Below are 16780 nucleotides of genomic sequence, written 5' to 3' on the forward strand. Positions count from 1 at the left end.
ATATGAAACGATTATTAGTAGTTACCCTGGTATTCTTTACGATGGCCACCACTTATGGTCAGAATAAAAGTGCACGTGCCGTCATTGAAGTTGATGGTGTGTGTGGTATGTGTAAAGAACGTATAGAGAAAGCATCCATTAGAACCAAGGGTGTGAAATCGGCAGTGTGGAGTATAGAAACTCACGAGTTAAGCCTTATCTATGATGAAAGGAAAACAAACCTGAAGACCATACAGGCGAATATAGCTGCTGTTGGTCACGATACAAAAGCAATCAAAGCAACCGAAGAAGCTTATTTATCGGTTCATGAATGCTGTAGGTACAGGGACCTGGCCGTTAAGAATGAACACAAGAAAAACTAGATATACCTACGAGAATTCGTAACTGAAAACCTCCGATTATTCGGAGGTTTTTTTTTAGTTAAATTATAGCCAATAAAATTATCACGAATGTATTTCTTAGCTACCTTTACTTCGTCATTTAAAACTTATAATTATGGCAACAGTTAAGTCTAACGGTAAACCTAAAGCGAAAACTTCTGCAAAGAACACTAGCGCTAAAAAGGTAGCACCGACTGCTTCTAAGAAGAAGTAATTGATGTTGGGTTTATTTCGTATAGACCCCTTTGAATTTGAGGAGAAGCCACCCCTAAAAAAGGTGGTTTTAGTTTTTATAGAAACAAAAAAAGCCTTTGCAAACGCAAAGGCTTTTTACTATTAATTTACAGTCGATACTACATCATTCCGGGCATTCCACCACCACCCATTGGCATTGGAGGAGTATCCTCTTTTATATCCACTAGTGCACATTCGGTAGTTAGGATCATTCCCGCAACCGAAGCAGCATTCTCTAATGCTACCCTAGTTACTTTCTTTGGGTCTATGATTCCTTCTTTCAGCATATCTACATAGGCATCGTTCTTGGCATCATAACCGTAGTTCTTCTTGCCTTCTAGTACCTTATTCACTACCACAGATCCTTCACCGCCTGCATTTTCAACAATGGTTCTTAGCGGAGCTTCGATGGCTTTTGCTACTATTTGAATTCCGGTAGCTTCATCCATCGTATTTGTGGTAAGTTTTTCAAGTACTGCTCTCGCGCGAACCAGGGCTACTCCACCTCCGGCAACTATTCCTTCTTCCACGGCTGCACGGGTTGCATGCAAGGCGTCGTCCACACGGTCTTTCTTCTCTTTCATTTCTACCTCACTGGCAGCACCTACGTATAATACTGCTACTCCACCTGCCAGTTTAGCAAGGCGTTCCTGTAGCTTCTCTTTGTCGTAATCTGAAGTGGTAGTGTCGATCTGTGCCTTGATCTGTCCAACACGTGTCTGGATATCCGATTTCTTGCCGGCTCCATTTACTATGGTCGTGTTGTCTTTGTCTATTGTTACGGTTTCGGCAGAACCAAGCATATCTGCGGTTGCATTTTCCAGCGTAAAGCCACGTTCTTCCGAGATAACTGTACCTCCGGTTAAGATCGCGATATCTTCCAGCATGGCTTTTCTTCTGTCCCCAAAACCAGGAGCTTTTACTGCAGCTATTTTAAGCGATCCTCTTAGTTTGTTCACAACAAGAGTTGCAAGTGCTTCACCATCTACATCCTCGGCAATGATCAATAAGGATTTACCCTGCTGAGCTACTGGCTCAAGAACAGGCAACAGATCTTTCATAGAAGAGATCTTCTTGTCGTAAAGAAGGATCATAGGGTTTTCGAGCGTGGTAAGCATCTTCTCACTATCGGTAACAAAATAAGGAGAGAGGTACCCACGGTCAAACTGCATCCCTTCCACCACATCAACATAGGTTTCGGTTCCTTTTGCCTCTTCTACAGTGATCACGCCTTCCTTGCCCACTTTATCGAAAGCCTGGGCGATAAGATCCCCTATCTGAATGTCGTTATTAGATGAGATCGCAGCTACCTGCTTTATTTTTTCGGTTGAATTACCAACCTTGGTAGATTGTTTTTCAAGGTCCTTTGTAATTGCAGCAACGGCAGCATCGATTCCGCGTTTCAGATCCATTGGGTTGGCTCCGGCCGCAACGTTTTTAAGGCCTTCTTTTACAATGGCCTGAGCCAATACAGTAGCTGTAGTGGTTCCGTCTCCGGCCAGGTCGTTGGTTTTGGAAGCAACTTCCTTAACCATCTGAGCTCCCATATTCTCGAGTCCGTCTTCCAGCTCTATTTCTTTTGCAACTGTTACTCCGTCCTTGGTTACCTGAGGGGCACCAAATGATTTACTAATAATAACATTTCGGCCTTTAGGCCCCAGCGTTACCTTTACTGCATTTGCCAAAGCATCAACACCGCGTTTTATACTGTCGCGTGCTTCTACATCGAATTTTATATCTTTTGCCATAGTTTTATTCCTTTTAGGCTATATAACATAAGCAGGACGCTTACGCAATAGCTGATTGATTAATACTTTCCGTTTTAATTAAATGATTGCAAGAATATCGTCCTCACGCATGATGAGATAATCTTTCCCATCAAGTTTTAATTCACTTCCTGAATATTTACCGTAGAGAACCACATCTCCAACTTTAACGGTCATATCGTGATCCTTTTTGCCTTTTCCAACAGCCACAACTTTCCCTTGCTGAGGTTTTTCTTTAGCAGAATCGGGGATATATATTCCCGAAGCAGTCTTTGTTTCGGCTGCCTGTGGTTCTACCACAACACGGTCTGATAGTGGTTTAATTTTTAAAGCCATTTTGTGTGTAATTTTTATGGTTAATTATAAATAATTTAAACTTGTTCGAATCCTTTCAGGCAGAAATTATGCCAACGCTTTATAACTGACAATTTGAAACAAAAAATGCCAGCTTCTGACAAGCTGACATTTTATATTTTCATTTCATTTTTGCTGTTGTTATTGAGTAGGTGCTTCTCCACCACCCGAGGTATCTCCACCTGAAGTATCTCCCCCTGTGGAAGGGTTAGGTAATGTTGCTTCTATACCTTCTGTGTCGATTAGATCGGCATCGGTCGTTCCGGTTCCTCCCAGAATAGAAATACTGGAAAGCAGGATAAGAGCCAGCATAATAGTAGCCAGCGTCCATGTACTTTTGTCCAGAAAATCTGTTGTTTTCTTTACACCACCCAATTGCTGGGTACCTCCACCACCAAATGAAGAAGAAAGTCCACCACCTTTAGGGTTTTGCACCATGATCACCACCACCAAAAGGAAGGCTACAAATATGATGAGAATTAGAAATATTGTAAACGTGTTCATTATTCTTCTGTATTAATCAATTTTTTTATTGCTCGAATTTGGTCTGCAAAGAAACCACTTTTTTCGGGATATTTCAAAATTAATATGTTATAAGCCTGTAGGGCTTTTTTATAATTTTTTTGCTGAACATAAACCCTTGCCAAAGTCTCTGTCATGAGGGTGTCCGGCGTCTGAATAAACGGCTTAGCCAGATCTTTGTTCTTTTCAGAATCTCGTGTAGGCTCGATTTTAGGTTTTTCCTGTATAAATTTTTCTATCAACTCGAACTTCCTTACCCTCGCATCCTCGTTATCCGGATCGGGTTTTTCTGTTCGCTCTATGGGAACAGCCCTGGTGAGTTTTAACCACTCACTAAACGAATGAGTGTCTTTCTTTTCAAATTCCAACGGCTTGTCAACCTCCAACACCTTTTCTGCAGCGGGTGTTTCTGTTTCCTCAACCAAACTTTCAACAGAGCTTAATTTTCGCTCGAAAAGATCAGGATTCAGGATTGCTTCCGCTTTTTTCATTTCGGCTTTTAACTGTCTGTCAATTTCAACACTAACCTGTTCGGTTACGTTTTCAACGTCTACGTCAATTTCTTTTACAGACGGATCCAACTGTTTGATCTGTTCAGATATGGAATTCTGCACAAACTCTTCCGAAGTAATATATTCGAACAATATATCCCTGTCTGTTGTATAGGCCGCTGTCTTACGTAATGCGTCGTTATATTGATAACTGTTCCTATTCTTTAAGGCTTTTAGTTGTAATGCCCTCGCACTCTGAAAATAGGGATAGGCCTCGATCACACCCTGAAGACCATCCAGATGTTCGTCCCTGATTTGCTGGGGATTATCCAAAAGGTATGTATAGGTTTCGGTGTTCACGTTCTTACCAGTTGGCCAGGGAGGCATTAAATACATCCTGTGTTATGCGTTCAAATATTATAGCCAGCGCGTCATCCAGTTGAGAACCGGTAAGCTGAGTCTGGCCGTCGTAATCGTAATAGAAGGAGAAGCGCTGCTCGAAGTCCTTAGTGTCGTCGTCTGTATTGATAAACCGAACATTAATAGCTACCGTAAGCCTGTTTTGAGCAGCCGTACTCTGGGAGGTAGCCGTGATAGGGGAGGTATAAAACTGGACGATCTCCCCTTCATAGATTAGGTCGCCATCATTGTTTACCAGATCGAGACTGGTCTGATTGAGGATGAGGTCCTGCAAAAGGATTGTAAAATCCCTTGCCGCTCCGGGTTCTACTAAGGGGGCATTATTCTGAAAATAATTAACCTGAAAGGTCCTCGCATTTCCGGTATCTGCTCCTGTGAACGAATAATTCACTTTACATCCCTGCATGAAAATGGCGGCAAAAAAAACAAACAAGAATGGACGAAGGATTATTTTCATAAGGGTTTATAGTAGCTGATTCCGGCTACAAGTTATATTGTTTTATTTTCCGATACAAGGTTCTTTCAGAGATGCCCAGTTCTTCGGCGGCATCCTTTCGTTTACCGTTGTACTTTTCCAGCGATTTCTTGATGAGTTCCAGTTCTTTTTCCTGAAGGGATAAATTCTCTTCTTCCTGGATCTCTTCAGCAAAATCATAATTAGCTTTATTTGCTTCTGAAACAGATTCCGGAATACTCAATACTTCCACGTCCTGCTGGTCTGCATCGTCATCTTCAACAAAAGAGGCCAGGGTCTCCTCATGATCTTTGTCTTCACTATAGATCTTTTTGATGAGGGTGGACTGTTCTTCCTTCACATCGGAAGCATTCCCGCTGTTCATCAATTCCAGTGTGAGTTTCTTCAGGTCGTTCACATCGCGTTGCATGTCGAACAAAACCTTATATAAGATCTCACGTTCACTGCTAAAATCGCTTTCTCGTTTTTTACTGATCACCGCAGGCAGATTGCTGCCAATATCTGGTAAATAACTGCGTAATGTTTGATAAGAGATATTTCTTTCTTGTTCCAATACCGAAATTTGTTCGGCCACGTTACGCAGCTGCCTGATATTTCCGCTCCAGCGATATTGAAGCAATAAGGCAACGGCATCCTCCTCAAGCCTAATGGTTGGCATTTTATATTTCTGGGCAAAATCTGAAGCAAATTTTCTGAATAGGAGATGAATATCTTCCGAACGTTCCCGTAATGGGGGCAAGTGAATATCGACCGTACTCAAGCGGTAATAAAGATCTTCTCTAAATTTTCCTTTTTCTATGGCCTGGATCATATTCACGTTGGTGGCGGCGACGATCCGGACATCAGTCTTTTGTGCTTTCGAGGATCCCACTTTCAGGAATTCGCCGTTTTCAAGTACACGAAGTAATCGAACTTGCGTAGGTAGCGGTAGCTCACCCACTTCATCCAGGAAGATGGTTCCGCCATCGGCTACTTCAAAATAACCGCTACGTGTAGCAGTGGCTCCTGTGAAGGCTCCTTTTTCATGGCCAAACAGTTCACTGTCGATAGTTCCTTCGGGGATAGCACCACAGTTCACTGCGATATACTTGCCGTGTTTTCTATGCGAAAGTGAATGAATGATCTTAGGGATACTCTCTTTCCCAACACCGCTTTCACCCGTAACAAGTACAGAGATATCCGTAGGAGCCACCTGTATGGCTTTTTCTACGGCACGATTCAATTTAGGGTCGTTCCCTATAATTCCAAATCGTTGTTTTATTGCCTGTACGTTTTCCATTGTTAAATTGCTTCAGAATAATTTATAGCATTACCTAAAAGAGTAGCACTGGTACAATCGTCTACTTTAACCATTACCAGGTCTCCCACTTTATAATTTTCCTTCGGAAAGACTGCAACTGTATTATACTGGGTACGTCCACTCCAGTGCTGGTCACTTTTTTTCGACTCCTTTTCTATTAATACTTCCAGGGTTTGCCCCACAAATTGTTTAGTCCGGTAGGCTGAGTGTTGTTGCTGAAGATCGACGATCTCGGTCAATCTTCGCTTCTTAACTTCCAGAGGAATATCGTCCTCCAGTTTTCGCGCGGCCATGGTTCCGGGTCTTTCCGAATACATGAACATAAATCCGAAATCGTATTTTACATATTCCATCAGGGAGAGGGTGTCCCGGTGATCTTCTTCCGTTTCAGTAGGGAAACCCGTGATCATATCCTGAGATATGGCACAATCCGGAATGATCTCACGTATTTTATCTATTAGTGCCATATATTCCTCCCGGGTATGCTGTCTGTTCATTTCTTTCAGGATGCGGGTGCTACCGCTCTGCACAGGAAGGTGAATATAATTACAGATATTCTTATGTCTCGCCATACTGTGAAGCACATCTTCGGTCATATCCTGTGGGTTACTTGTAGAGAAACGTATTCTCATGTGAGGCTGGGCCATCGCAACCATATCGAGTAAATTCGCGAAATTGGTAGCGGTGGCTCGCTGAATTTCAGAAGCATTTTTAAAATCTTTCTTCAAGCCGCCTCCGTACCACAGGTAACTATCAACGTTTTGTCCTAACAGTGTTATTTCTTTGTAGCCTTTTTTAGCGAGGTCATTAACTTCGGACAGGATGCTCTGTGGATCCCGGCTTCGTTCTCTTCCTCTTGTGAAAGGTACTACACAGAAGGTGCACATATTATCGCAACCACGGGTGATACTTACGAAGGCAGTTACTCCGTTTCCTCCTAACCGCACCGGAGAAATATCTCCATAGGTCTCTTCTTTCGAAAGGATCACATTCACTGCGTCTCTACCGGCTTCTACTTCTTCCAATAAGTTTGGAAGATCTTTATAGGCATCGGGCCCCACAACCATATCGACGATCTTCTCTTCTTCGAGAAACTTGCTTTTCAGGCGTTCGGCCATACAACCCAGAACCCCCACCTTCATATTTGGGTTGGTTCGTTTAACGGCATTGTATTTCTCCAGCCGTTTCCGTACGGTTTGCTCTGCTTTGTCTCTGATAGAACATGTGTTCACTAAAACAAGATCGGCCTCTTCCAGATGTTGAGTTGTATTATATCCTTGTTTGGCAAGGATCGATGCAACGATCTCGCTATCCGAGAAATTCATCTGGCAGCCATAGCTTTCTATATATAATTTACGCGTATTGCCTTGCTGTGATTCCAGCAAAAGGGCCTCACCCTGCTTATTTTCGTCTATTTTCTTTTCTTCTGTCATATCCATTCTGGATCCCTGTGAATTGGTAGATCAATGAACGTGCAAAGATACGATATAATTCTGTTTTATGTCAAAATGGCAGGTTACTTTTTTGTACATTTAACGACCTATTAGCAAATAAACAGCGATCATGGAACATCCTATCTTCAAGAAAATAGAAAACTCAAAGAAAATCGATTTTGGCGATGTACTTACCCAGAGTTATAACCTATTCTTAAAAATTTGGCAGCAAGGTGCGATGCATACCCTGATCGTGATGCTCTTTGTGATACCGTTCCTTATACTAGTGTATGTACCTATAATATTTATGTCGTTCGCAGCTCAACGATATTCGGATCCTTACTATTATGAATACGGTAGCGACTATGGTTCGGCCATGGATTTTTCCATTCCTTTTATTATAATTTATTTCGTGGTTTTATTTGTGCTTATCTTAATAGTACAGACTATATCACTAGGAGTAAACGCACATTTTTACAAAGTGTGCAGGATCGTTGATATGGAGACCGGAGAACCGGAAGGCGGTTATTTCGATTTCTTTAAAAATGGAGGCTTTGTAAAGATCTTTGTGCTGTCTCTGGCTACCTTCGGAATCGCTATTGCAGCCATCCTATGTTGTTATTTACCTATATTCTATGTGATGGTTCCGCTACAACTCATCCTTCCTATATTTACGTTCAATCCAAAGCTATCGGTAAATGAAATTGTAAAAGCGGCATTTAAACTTGGCCATAAGCACTGGATCTATGTTTTTGGTCTTGCATTGATAGCGGGTAACGTGGCTCAATTGGGAATCCTGGCTTGTATTGTTGGGTTTATCTTTACGGCCTGTATTGTATACCTGCCAATCTATTTTTTCTACAAGAATACCATTGGATTTGACGATGTTACCTCTACCGAAGTGGCCGAAATCGAATAGCTTTATACCATAGCAGAAGCCGTTAATACGCGGTTAAATTTTAGGCTTAAAAAGTTCGGTTTAAAAAATTCACATACTTTTGTAGTCCAAAAAATTGAGAGTATGGCAAAGAATTTAGTGATTGTTGAGTCCCCCGCGAAGGCCAAGACCATAGAGAAATTTCTAGGTAAGGATTTTAAGGTTGCATCTAGTTTCGGACATATAGCCGATCTTCCTTCCAAGGAATTGGGAGTAGATGTGGATGGGGATTTTACACCTAAATATATAGTATCACCCGATAAGAAGAGTTTGGTAAAGGATCTTAAGGCCATGGCAAAGAAAGCCGATACGGTCTGGCTGGCTAGTGATGAGGACCGGGAAGGAGAGGCAATTGCATGGCACCTTGCCGAAGAGCTGGACCTTAATGATGAGAACACCCGGCGAATTGTATTTCACGAGATCACGAAATCTGCTATACTTAAGGCGATCGAGAATCCCAGAAAAATTGACTACAATCTCGTAAATGCCCAACAAGCACGGCGTGTACTGGACAGGCTGGTGGGATATGAGCTTTCACCGGTGCTATGGCGAAAAGTTAAAGGAGGACTTTCGGCCGGACGAGTACAAAGTGTGGCAGTAAGGCTTATTGTGGAGAGGGAAAGAGAGATAGAATCTTTTCAGCCGGTTGCATCGTTTCGTATTGATGCCGAATTTATTACTTCCGAAGGAAACAAATTCAAAGCCAAATTACCAAAGAATTTCGACACTGAAGCGGAGGCTCGAGAGTTCCTGCGTAAAAACATAGAAGCCACTTACTCTGTGGCAGACCTTACCAAAAAACCGGCAAAAAAGTCTCCGGCGCCACCGTTTACTACTTCTACCTTACAACAGGAAGCCGCCAGGAAACTATATTTTTCGGTAGGAAAGACTATGACCATAGCGCAGCGATTATACGAGGCCGGTCTCATTACCTATATGAGGACAGATAGTGTAAACCTGTCTAATGAAGCACGAAATGCCGCTAAGAAGGCCATAGAAGAAACTTTCGGAAACGAATATAGCCATCCGCGCAATTACAAAGGAAAGGCTAAAGGGGCGCAGGAAGCTCATGAAGCGATTCGTCCTACAGATATGGGACGTCCATCCATTAGCGGTGACAGGGACCAGGAGCGTCTCTACGATCTCATCTGGAAAAGGACCATTGCCTCTCAGATGAGTGATGCCAAGTTGGAACGGACAAATGTGAAAATAGGCGTACATGCAAGTGAAGTAGTGGAGGAGCAGTTTGCGGCCAATGGTGAAATGATCAAGTTCGATGGTTTTCTAAAAGTGTATCTGGAGGGAACAGATTTTGAAGATGAGGAACAAGATGGAATGTTGCCAAAACTCGTGATTGGCGATGCACTTACTAACAATTATATAACCGCCACACAGCGTTATACACGGCCAGCTTACCGTTATACTGAGGCATCTCTTGTAAAACAACTTGAGGAGCTGGGAATAGGGCGACCATCTACCTATGCACCAACCATTTCAACGATCATTAGCAGGAACTATGTGGAGAAAGGCACTGTGGAAGGAGTGGAGCGAAAGTATATCCAGCTTACCCTGGAAGATTCTCAGGTAGAGGCTAAGACACTTACCGAAACTGTGGGAAGTGATAAAGGTAAATTGGTGCCTACAGATATTGGGATGATCGTGAACGATTTCCTGGTAGATCATTTTGGTGATATTCTGGATTACAATTTCACGGCAAAGGTAGAGGAGGATTTTGATGATATTGCCGAAGGCAAGGAAGAATGGACCTCTATGATGAAAGATTTTTATGCAAAATTTCATCCACATGTAGAGGACGTTCAGGAAAATGCAGATAGGGAAAGTGGTGAGAGGATATTGGGAGACGATCCCGAAACAGGGAAACCTGTCCTTGTAAGATTAGGTAAATTCGGGCCTATGGCCCAAATTGGCGCACCTGATGATGAGGATAAGAAATTTGCCAGCTTACGCCCCGACCAGCAATTACACCTGGTAACTTTCGAAGAGGTTATGGATCTCTTTAAGCTGCCAAAGACCCTGGGAGTATATGATGGGGAAGAGATAGAGGTGAATAACGGGCGTTATGGCCCTTATGTTCGTTTTGGGAAAAAGTTTATCTCCCTGCCAAAAGGTATGGATCCACTGGATGTTACCATGGATGAGGCCAAAAGAATGATAGAAGAAAAGAAAAAGGCAGATGCACCTATATATATGTATGAAGGTTTGCCGGTTCAGAAAGGGAAAGGAAGATTTGGGCCATTTATAAAATGGAACAATATGTTCATCAATGTGAACAAGAAATACGATTTCGATGATCTATCTGAAGCTGATATCATCGAACTGATAGAAGATAAGAAGCAGAAAGAGATCGATAAGCTGATCAATGAATGGCCGGATGAAGGCATTAGGATCGAAAAAGCCCGTTGGGGAAGATTTAACCTTATAAAGGGAAAAACAAAGGTGGAATTACCCAAATCGACCAAGGCAGAAAAGATCACCCTGGATGAGGCGAAGGATTTGCTTGACAAGAAATCACCCAAAAAGAAAACTACACGGAAGAAGAAAACCACCACTAAGAAAAAATGATAGAGTTTCTTTCACCTGTCTCCAAGCAGGTTTTAGCACACCGCGAAATATTACCGGAGGGTGTCCTTGGAAAACAAATAAAGATACATTCTAAAGAAGGATCGCTACCGGCCATGGATAAGGCTGGGTTTGCACTACTGGGAGTACTTGAGAACCGTAATGATGTAGATTATATTGGTACCGAGGTAGACCTGGATGCTTTCCGAAAGTCGTTATATGCTTTATATCCCGGAAATTGGAACCGCGAGATCGTTGATCTTGGGGATATTAAGAAGGGAGATACCGTGGAGGACACCTATTTTGCAGTTCGAACCGTGGTAGAAGCCTTGCTGAAAAACAAGATCATACCTATAATATTGGGTGGCAGCCAGGATTGTGCTTACGCACAGTACCGCGCCTACGATAATAGCGGAAGTATGGTGAATATGGTGAATGTAGATAGCAATTTCGATCTTGGAGATGCCGAAAAGCCTATATCCAATAAATCTTATGTTGGTAAGATCATTGTAGATAAGCCTTACAATCTATTCAATTACAGCGCTCTGGGGTACCAGAGCTATTTTAATGCGCCGGAAGAGATATCTTTGATGGACAAGTTGTACTTCGATGCGTACAGATTGGGAGAGATAACTGCCGATGTTACCTTGGTAGAGCCTATCATGCGAGATGCAGATATAGTTATGCTGGATGTCTCTGCAATAAAAAGTGCCGAATTGAGTTATAAGAACAACAGGAGCCCCAATGGTTTCGACGGTAGAGAGATCTGCGCGATAGCCAGGTATGCCGGTATCAGTAACCGAGTTAGTTCGTTTGGAGTATATGAACTAAAGGATTATAAGGACGCTGAGAGTGGTGCTATGCTGGTTGCACAGATACTGTGGTATTTTATTGAAGGAGTGAATTTCCGGATTGCTGACGAGGATTTTAGCAATGAGAATGAATATACCACATATAAAGTCCCTATCGACGACGATATTCTCGTGTTTAAAAAGAGCATAAAAACAGGAAGATGGTGGATAGAATTGCCATTTATTTCAAATGTTAATAATAAATTAAAAAGAAGAACGTTATTACCTTGCACTTATGGCGAATATTTAGGTGCGACAAATCAGGAAATTCCTGAAAGGTGGTTTAAAGCCCGCCGAAAGAATGAGGTATAATCCAACAAACTAAGTAAAACTGGGTTTAAGGGTTTTTTAAGAAAATTGTTGTTTTTTTAAAATTTTATAAATAGGTTTACGCCCTTGAATCTCGAAAATTTAACCTAAATACCTATGAAGAAGCTAATTGCATTAACTGCGATCATTGCCTTTTTATTCAGTTGTAACTCCGGTGATAGGGGTGAGCTCGTTGGAGCAAAAGGCAAGAAATGGTACCCTCAAAAACCTTACGGTATGACCCTTATCCCTGGTGGCTCTTTCATCATGGGTAAATCTGATGATGATTTTGTAGCGGTAAATGATGCACCAACCAAAACCGTAACTGTACGTTCATTCTATATGGACGAGACAGAGATTACCAATTCTGAGTACAGACAATTTGTTAATTGGGTTCGTGATTCCACGGTACGCCTAAAGTTGGCTATTTTGGCTGACGAGGTAGGTGCCACACCCGGTGATGGAGGAATAGGTGAATTTGCCTTTGTGGATCAGGAAAACGAAGAAATGACTCCCTACGAGCAGTATATGTATGATAACTACTACGGAATGGGAGAGGATTTCTACGCCGGAAGAAAGATCAATAATGACGTAGATCTGATCTGGGATACCAGTGAATATCCCGATGAATACTATTCGGAGGTAATGGATACTATGTATATTCCTGCCGAAGAGTCTTATAATGGACAGCGGACTATAGATGTTAGTAAACTGAAATTCCAATATACCTATATGGATATTCAGGCAGCTGCACGAGCTAAAGGAAAAAGCAGAAAAGATTTTATAAAGAAAGAAGAGATCCAGATCTATCCGGATACCACGGTATGGATCAAGGACTTTAATTACTCATATAATGAGCCTATGCACAATGATTATTTTTGGCATGAGGCTTATGGAGACTATCCTGTAGTAGGAGTTAACTGGAAGCAGGCGAAAGCTTTTTGTGCCTGGAGAACCCTATACAAGAACTCATATCAGAAATCCAGAAGACGTAATCACGTGAATTCGTTCCGTCTTCCGGGTGAAGCAGAATGGGAATACGCTGCACGAGGCGGTCTTGAATCTGCAACTTTCCCATGGGGAGGGCCTTATGCGAAAAATGACAGAGGATGTTTCTTAGCGAACTTTAAGCCTTTACGTGGTGACTATGCCGCAGACCAGGCTTTATATACTGTAGAAGCAGATGCTTATGAACCAAACGATTATAACCTGTACAATATGGCAGGTAACGTTTCGGAATGGGTGGCATCGTCTTACGATCCTGCTTCTTACAATTACACATCTACAATGAACCCCAATGTAAATGACGACGAGAACATGCGTAAAGTAGTACGCGGAGGTTCCTGGAAAGACGTTGCATACTTCTTACAGGTTAGTACCCGTGACTACGAATATGCAGATTCTGCTCGTAGTTATATCGGTTTCAGAACTGTACAGGACTATATGGGTACTGATGTGGTATTGAACCAAAACTTTGGAGACGCCCGATAATCGCGTCTTACTAAAAAGTCAAATCTTAACTTAACTTAACTTAATTAAACTATAGTATTATGGCACAATCAAAATCATCTAAAAAGTTATTTAACATGGCCTATGGCCTTGGAGCTTCTATCGTTATCCTGGGAGCCTTATTCAAAATCCTTCACTGGGAGCTAGGTCCCCTAAACGGTGGGTTGCTATTGGCGATCGGTCTTATTACCGAGGCGATTATTTTCGCAATCTCAGCCTTTGAGCCGGTAGAGGATGATTTAGACTGGTCTTTGGTATATCCTGAATTAGCAGGAGGCAAAGGCAAAGGAAAGAAAGAAGAGCCACAAGACGCTCAAGGTATGTTGTCTCAGAAATTAGACGAGATGCTTAAAGGTGCTAAGATCGATTCAGAATTAATGAGTAGTCTCGGAGACAGCATCCGTTCTTTTGAAGGTGCTGCCAAGAGTATGGCCCCAACTGCCGAAGCTATGAATTCTACTAAGAAGTATAGCGAAGAAATGGCATTAGCTGCCGCTCAAATGGAATCATTAAACAGTCTTTATAAAGTTCAGGTAGAATCTACCAGCCGTCAGGCAGAAGTGAACGAACGTGTTGTTGAGAATGCAGAACAACTGAAAGCTCAAATGGAGCATCTTGCTACTAACCTGTCTTCGTTAAACGGAGTATATGGAGGTATGCTATCTGCAATGGGAGGTAAAAACTAAGGTTTTCCAACCAATTTATTAATCTTAAACAGCATTAAAAATGGCACAAGGAAATTTATCCCCGCGGCAAAAGATGATTAACCTGATGTATCTGGTTTTCATCGCAATGCTTGCGCTGAATATGTCCAAGGAGGTATTATCTGCCTTCGGACTTCTTAATGAGAAAATTACCGACGCGAATGTTGCTGCCACAGAGCGTAACACGGCCTTCATGGAAAGCCTTGCTACAAAAGCTGCGGAGCAACCCGAACAATATGCAGAGGTAAAACTGAAAGCTGATAAAGTATCTGAGATTTCAGACGAACTAAATACCTATCTCGAGGAATTGAAAACCGAGATGATGGGAACATTGAAACCTGAAGATGCAGAAGATTACGAAGTACAGGATAAACCTGACTTCCTTGATCGCAGATTCTTTCAGGGTGATAAGTTAAAGGCGGAAGGGCAGGAATTTTTGGATAAGATCAACACGTACCGCACCGAAATGTTAGCAGTACTTGGAGACAGCTATCCTGATATTAAAAGCTCTATCGAATCTAATTTTAACACAGCTCCTGTTGAGCGCCGAGACGGCAAGAAGATCGATTGGTTAAATTATCACTACGAAGGATTCCCGATGGTTGCGTCTAAGACGAAACTAACATCTCTTCAAAATGACATCAAGGTTACCAAGAATGAACTATTGTCGAAAATGCTGGCCGGTCAACAAGCTACCGCCCTGTCGTTTACACAATACAACACCTTGTTAGAGCAATCTAAGTCTGCGTTTTATGCAGGTGAAAAGTTCGAAGGTGGAATTGTACTGGGACGTAAGGATCCAAATACAAAACCAAACCGAGTTGAACTTACACTTGATGGAAGACCGCTTACCGAAGATCAATATACTATCGAGAATGGTAAAGTGAAGCTGAATATCAATGCAGGTGCTGCCGGAGATCACAAGATCGAAGGGAACCTTATCTTCCTTCAGGATGGTAAAGAAGTTGAGATTCCTGTAAGCAGTAGTTTTGCAACCATTACAAAACCTAATTCGGCGGTTATTTCAGCCGATAAGATGAATGTTGTGTATCGTGGTGTTGAAAACCCGATGACTGTATCTATCCCAGGTATTCCAGATAATAAAGTTACCGCTTCAGGTTCTGGATTATCTAAAGTGTCTGGTAGTAAATATGTAATGCGTCCGGGTGGAGGTAGAGAAGTTGTTATCACTGCAAGTGGTACACTTCCCGATGGCCAAAGGATCAGTACACCAAGTACCTTCCGTATTAAAGACATTCCACGTCCAACAGGAACCATTCGTGGTGAGGACGGAAATGGTGGATGTGTACGTATGCAGCGTCAGGGTCTTGAGATCGCAAGTATTGGAGCTATTCTCCCAGACTTCGATTTCGATATCAACCTAAACGTTACAGGATTTAAATTCAAAGTATCCGGACAACCAACGGTTGTTGTTAATGGTCGTAAAATGAACGAGCAGGCCAAAGGAGCTCTTAGAAGAGCAAAACGTGGTGAAACAGTACAGATCTTTGATATTACTGCAAACATCGCTAACAACTCCGGATATAAGCTGAAGAAGATATCTCCGGTTTGTATCGAGTTAACGAACTAAGATTAAAATTTAGAATATGAGCTTTAAAAATGTTGTTTTATTTGGTTTAGGCCTTTTGTTCGGTACGTATACTGCCACGGCGCAGTTGAATGTACTGAATGCCAAAACACCTGAAGATATAGGTAAGAAGACAGAAGCGCAGATTGCCTATGATAATGATGAGCCATTGCCCTATGGTTACACCGATGAGCGTGATGTGTTATGGTCCAGGACTGTTTGGGAGATCATCGATCTTGATGAAAGAGTGAACTTCCCATTGTACTATCCAATCGACACGAACAACATTGGTGCCGAACGTAGATCATTGTACGATGTACTGGTAAAGAATATCAAGAATGGTAACATAGAAGATGTTTATTCAGATTCATATTTTACTGAAAAGCGAACCCTGAAAGATATCGAGGCATCACTAATTTATAGTGATACGACCGATGTTGGTATCGATCAGTACAATGCCGAAGGTAGAGTTGATGAAGAATACATTAGAAAGTTTACTCTTGATGCCGGTGATGTGGAAGAATGGAGAATTCGTGGAATCTGGTACCTTGACAAGCGTCAGGGAGAATTAAAATACAGATTACTGGGTATTTGTCCTGTTGCCAACGAAGCGCGATCTAAAGCTTTCCCCGATGACAATGTCGATAGTAAAGTTGAACTTTTCTGGGTATGGTTCCCTGCAGCACGTGAAGTGCTTCACAAAGCCAAAGCCTTTAACAGAAGGAATACTTCACAACCGATATCATTCGATCATTTGTTGAATTCGAGACGTTTTGGTGGTATTGTCTACAAAGAAGATAATGTTCAGGGAGACAGAGCCGTAAACGAATACATCAACGATAATGCATTGATGCAGTTATTGGAATCAGACAGAATTAAAGAACAAATCAGAAATATCGAGATTGATTTGTGGAACTATTAATAGTT

15 protein-coding genes are annotated in these 16780 nt (G+C 42.0%); 8 read left to right on the top strand and 7 right to left on the bottom strand.

The annotated features are described in order from the left end of the window. Positions 1–2: 2 nt before the first annotated feature. On the top strand, positions 3–362 hold the full coding sequence (locus tag C5O00_RS07860; RefSeq protein ID WP_105216335.1) for a heavy-metal-associated domain-containing protein: 360 nt from the start codon (positions 3–5) through the stop codon (positions 360–362). Positions 363–733: 371 nt separating this feature from the next. On the opposite strand, the gene groL is transcribed toward C5O00_RS07860, so the two are convergent. The 7 genes from groL to miaB all read right to left on the bottom strand — a co-directional run bounded on the left by groL (position 734) and on the right by miaB (position 7375). After that, positions 734–2362: a chaperonin GroEL gene (gene groL, locus C5O00_RS07865; protein ID WP_105216336.1), complete on the bottom strand. Its 1629-nt coding sequence runs from the start codon at positions 2360–2362 to the stop codon at positions 734–736. A 78-nt stretch (positions 2363–2440) separates the two neighbouring features. After that, complete coding sequence (locus C5O00_RS07870; RefSeq protein ID WP_105216337.1) at positions 2441–2716, bottom strand: co-chaperone GroES; 276 nt, start codon at positions 2714–2716, stop codon at positions 2441–2443. Between the two features lie 159 nt (positions 2717–2875). Continuing rightward, on the bottom strand, positions 2876–3238 hold the full coding sequence (secG, locus tag C5O00_RS07875; RefSeq protein WP_105216338.1) for a preprotein translocase subunit SecG: 363 nt from the start codon (positions 3236–3238) through the stop codon (positions 2876–2878). Continuing rightward, on the bottom strand, positions 3238–4134 hold the full coding sequence (locus C5O00_RS07880; RefSeq protein WP_244592959.1) for a DUF8458 domain-containing protein: 897 nt from the start codon (positions 4132–4134) through the stop codon (positions 3238–3240). The genes secG and C5O00_RS07880 overlap by 1 nt, the downstream gene beginning before the upstream one ends. Next, a complete protein-coding gene (lptE, locus tag C5O00_RS07885; protein WP_174688599.1) occupies positions 4112–4624 on the bottom strand; it encodes an LptE family protein in 513 nt (170 codons plus the stop codon). The genes C5O00_RS07880 and lptE overlap by 23 nt, the downstream gene beginning before the upstream one ends. A 25-nt stretch (positions 4625–4649) precedes the next feature. Continuing rightward, the gene (locus C5O00_RS07890; protein ID WP_105216339.1) at positions 4650–5921 is read right to left on the bottom strand and encodes a sigma-54 interaction domain-containing protein; all 1272 of its coding nucleotides are present in this window, start codon (positions 5919–5921) and stop codon (positions 4650–4652) included. Between the two features lie 2 nt (positions 5922–5923). Next, positions 5924–7375, bottom strand: coding sequence for a tRNA (N6-isopentenyl adenosine(37)-C2)-methylthiotransferase MiaB (miaB, locus tag C5O00_RS07895; protein ID WP_105217607.1), 1452 nt, complete (start codon positions 7373–7375; stop codon positions 5924–5926). Positions 7376–7505: 130 nt separating this feature from the next. Here miaB and C5O00_RS07900 point away from each other — a divergent pair, with 130 nt between their 5' ends. From C5O00_RS07900 to porN, 7 genes are all read left to right on the top strand, one after another. Continuing rightward, the gene (locus C5O00_RS07900; RefSeq protein WP_105216340.1) at positions 7506–8294 is read left to right on the top strand and encodes a hypothetical protein; all 789 of its coding nucleotides are present in this window, start codon (positions 7506–7508) and stop codon (positions 8292–8294) included. A 102-nt stretch (positions 8295–8396) separates the two neighbouring features. Beyond that, positions 8397–10895: a type I DNA topoisomerase gene (gene topA, locus C5O00_RS07905; protein WP_105216341.1), complete on the top strand. Its 2499-nt coding sequence runs from the start codon at positions 8397–8399 to the stop codon at positions 10893–10895. Next, complete coding sequence (locus tag C5O00_RS07910) at positions 10892–12055, top strand: formimidoylglutamase (RefSeq protein ID WP_105216342.1); 1164 nt, start codon at positions 10892–10894, stop codon at positions 12053–12055. The genes topA and C5O00_RS07910 overlap by 4 nt, the downstream gene beginning before the upstream one ends. 114 nt (positions 12056–12169) lie before the next feature. After that, entirely contained in the window at positions 12170–13543 is a 1374-nt protein-coding gene (gene porK / locus C5O00_RS07915) for a T9SS ring complex lipoprotein PorK/GldK (RefSeq protein ID WP_105216343.1), read from the top strand. Between the two features lie 59 nt (positions 13544–13602). Next, positions 13603–14247 (top strand): type IX secretion system motor protein PorL/GldL, encoded by a 645-nt coding sequence (porL, locus tag C5O00_RS07920; RefSeq protein ID WP_105216344.1) that lies wholly within the window; start codon positions 13603–13605, stop codon positions 14245–14247. A 40-nt stretch (positions 14248–14287) separates the two neighbouring features. After that, positions 14288–15856, top strand: coding sequence for a type IX secretion system motor protein PorM/GldM (porM, locus tag C5O00_RS07925; protein ID WP_105216345.1), 1569 nt, complete (start codon positions 14288–14290; stop codon positions 15854–15856). Positions 15857–15872: 16 nt separating this feature from the next. Then, complete coding sequence (porN, locus tag C5O00_RS07930; protein WP_105216346.1) at positions 15873–16775, top strand: type IX secretion system ring subunit PorN/GldN; 903 nt, start codon at positions 15873–15875, stop codon at positions 16773–16775. The last annotated feature ends 5 nt before the right edge of the window (positions 16776–16780 follow it).

Origin of the sequence: Pukyongia salina, assembly GCF_002966125.1 — a bacterium.
GTDB lineage: Bacteria > Bacteroidota > Bacteroidia > Flavobacteriales > Flavobacteriaceae > Pukyongia > Pukyongia salina.

What these genes read in the sequence shown, in the direction of transcription:
- C5O00_RS07860 (WP_105216335.1), top strand. Translation starts at nt 3, where the DNA reads ATGAAACGATTATTAGTAGTTACCCTGGTATTCTTTACGATGGCCACC.
- groL (WP_105216336.1), bottom strand. Translation starts at nt 2,362, where the DNA reads ATGGCAAAAGATATAAAATTCGATGTAGAAGCACGCGACAGTATAAAA.
- C5O00_RS07870 (WP_105216337.1), bottom strand. Translation starts at nt 2,716, where the DNA reads ATGGCTTTAAAAATTAAACCACTATCAGACCGTGTTGTGGTAGAACCA.
- secG (WP_105216338.1), bottom strand. Translation starts at nt 3,238, where the DNA reads ATGAACACGTTTACAATATTTCTAATTCTCATCATATTTGTAGCCTTC.
- C5O00_RS07880 (WP_244592959.1), bottom strand. Translation starts at nt 4,134, where the DNA reads ATGCCTCCCTGGCCAACTGGTAAGAACGTGAACACCGAAACCTATACA.
- lptE (WP_174688599.1), bottom strand. Translation starts at nt 4,624, where the DNA reads ATGAAAATAATCCTTCGTCCATTCTTGTTTGTTTTTTTTGCCGCCATT.
- C5O00_RS07890 (WP_105216339.1), bottom strand. Translation starts at nt 5,921, where the DNA reads ATGGAAAACGTACAGGCAATAAAACAACGATTTGGAATTATAGGGAAC.
- miaB (WP_105217607.1), bottom strand. Translation starts at nt 7,375, where the DNA reads ATGACAGAAGAAAAGAAAATAGACGAAAATAAGCAGGGTGAGGCCCTT.
- C5O00_RS07900 (WP_105216340.1), top strand. Translation starts at nt 7,506, where the DNA reads ATGGAACATCCTATCTTCAAGAAAATAGAAAACTCAAAGAAAATCGAT.
- topA (WP_105216341.1), top strand. Translation starts at nt 8,397, where the DNA reads ATGGCAAAGAATTTAGTGATTGTTGAGTCCCCCGCGAAGGCCAAGACC.
- C5O00_RS07910 (WP_105216342.1), top strand. Translation starts at nt 10,892, where the DNA reads ATGATAGAGTTTCTTTCACCTGTCTCCAAGCAGGTTTTAGCACACCGC.
- porK (WP_105216343.1), top strand. Translation starts at nt 12,170, where the DNA reads ATGAAGAAGCTAATTGCATTAACTGCGATCATTGCCTTTTTATTCAGT.
- porL (WP_105216344.1), top strand. Translation starts at nt 13,603, where the DNA reads ATGGCACAATCAAAATCATCTAAAAAGTTATTTAACATGGCCTATGGC.
- porM (WP_105216345.1), top strand. Translation starts at nt 14,288, where the DNA reads ATGGCACAAGGAAATTTATCCCCGCGGCAAAAGATGATTAACCTGATG.
- porN (WP_105216346.1), top strand. Translation starts at nt 15,873, where the DNA reads ATGAGCTTTAAAAATGTTGTTTTATTTGGTTTAGGCCTTTTGTTCGGT.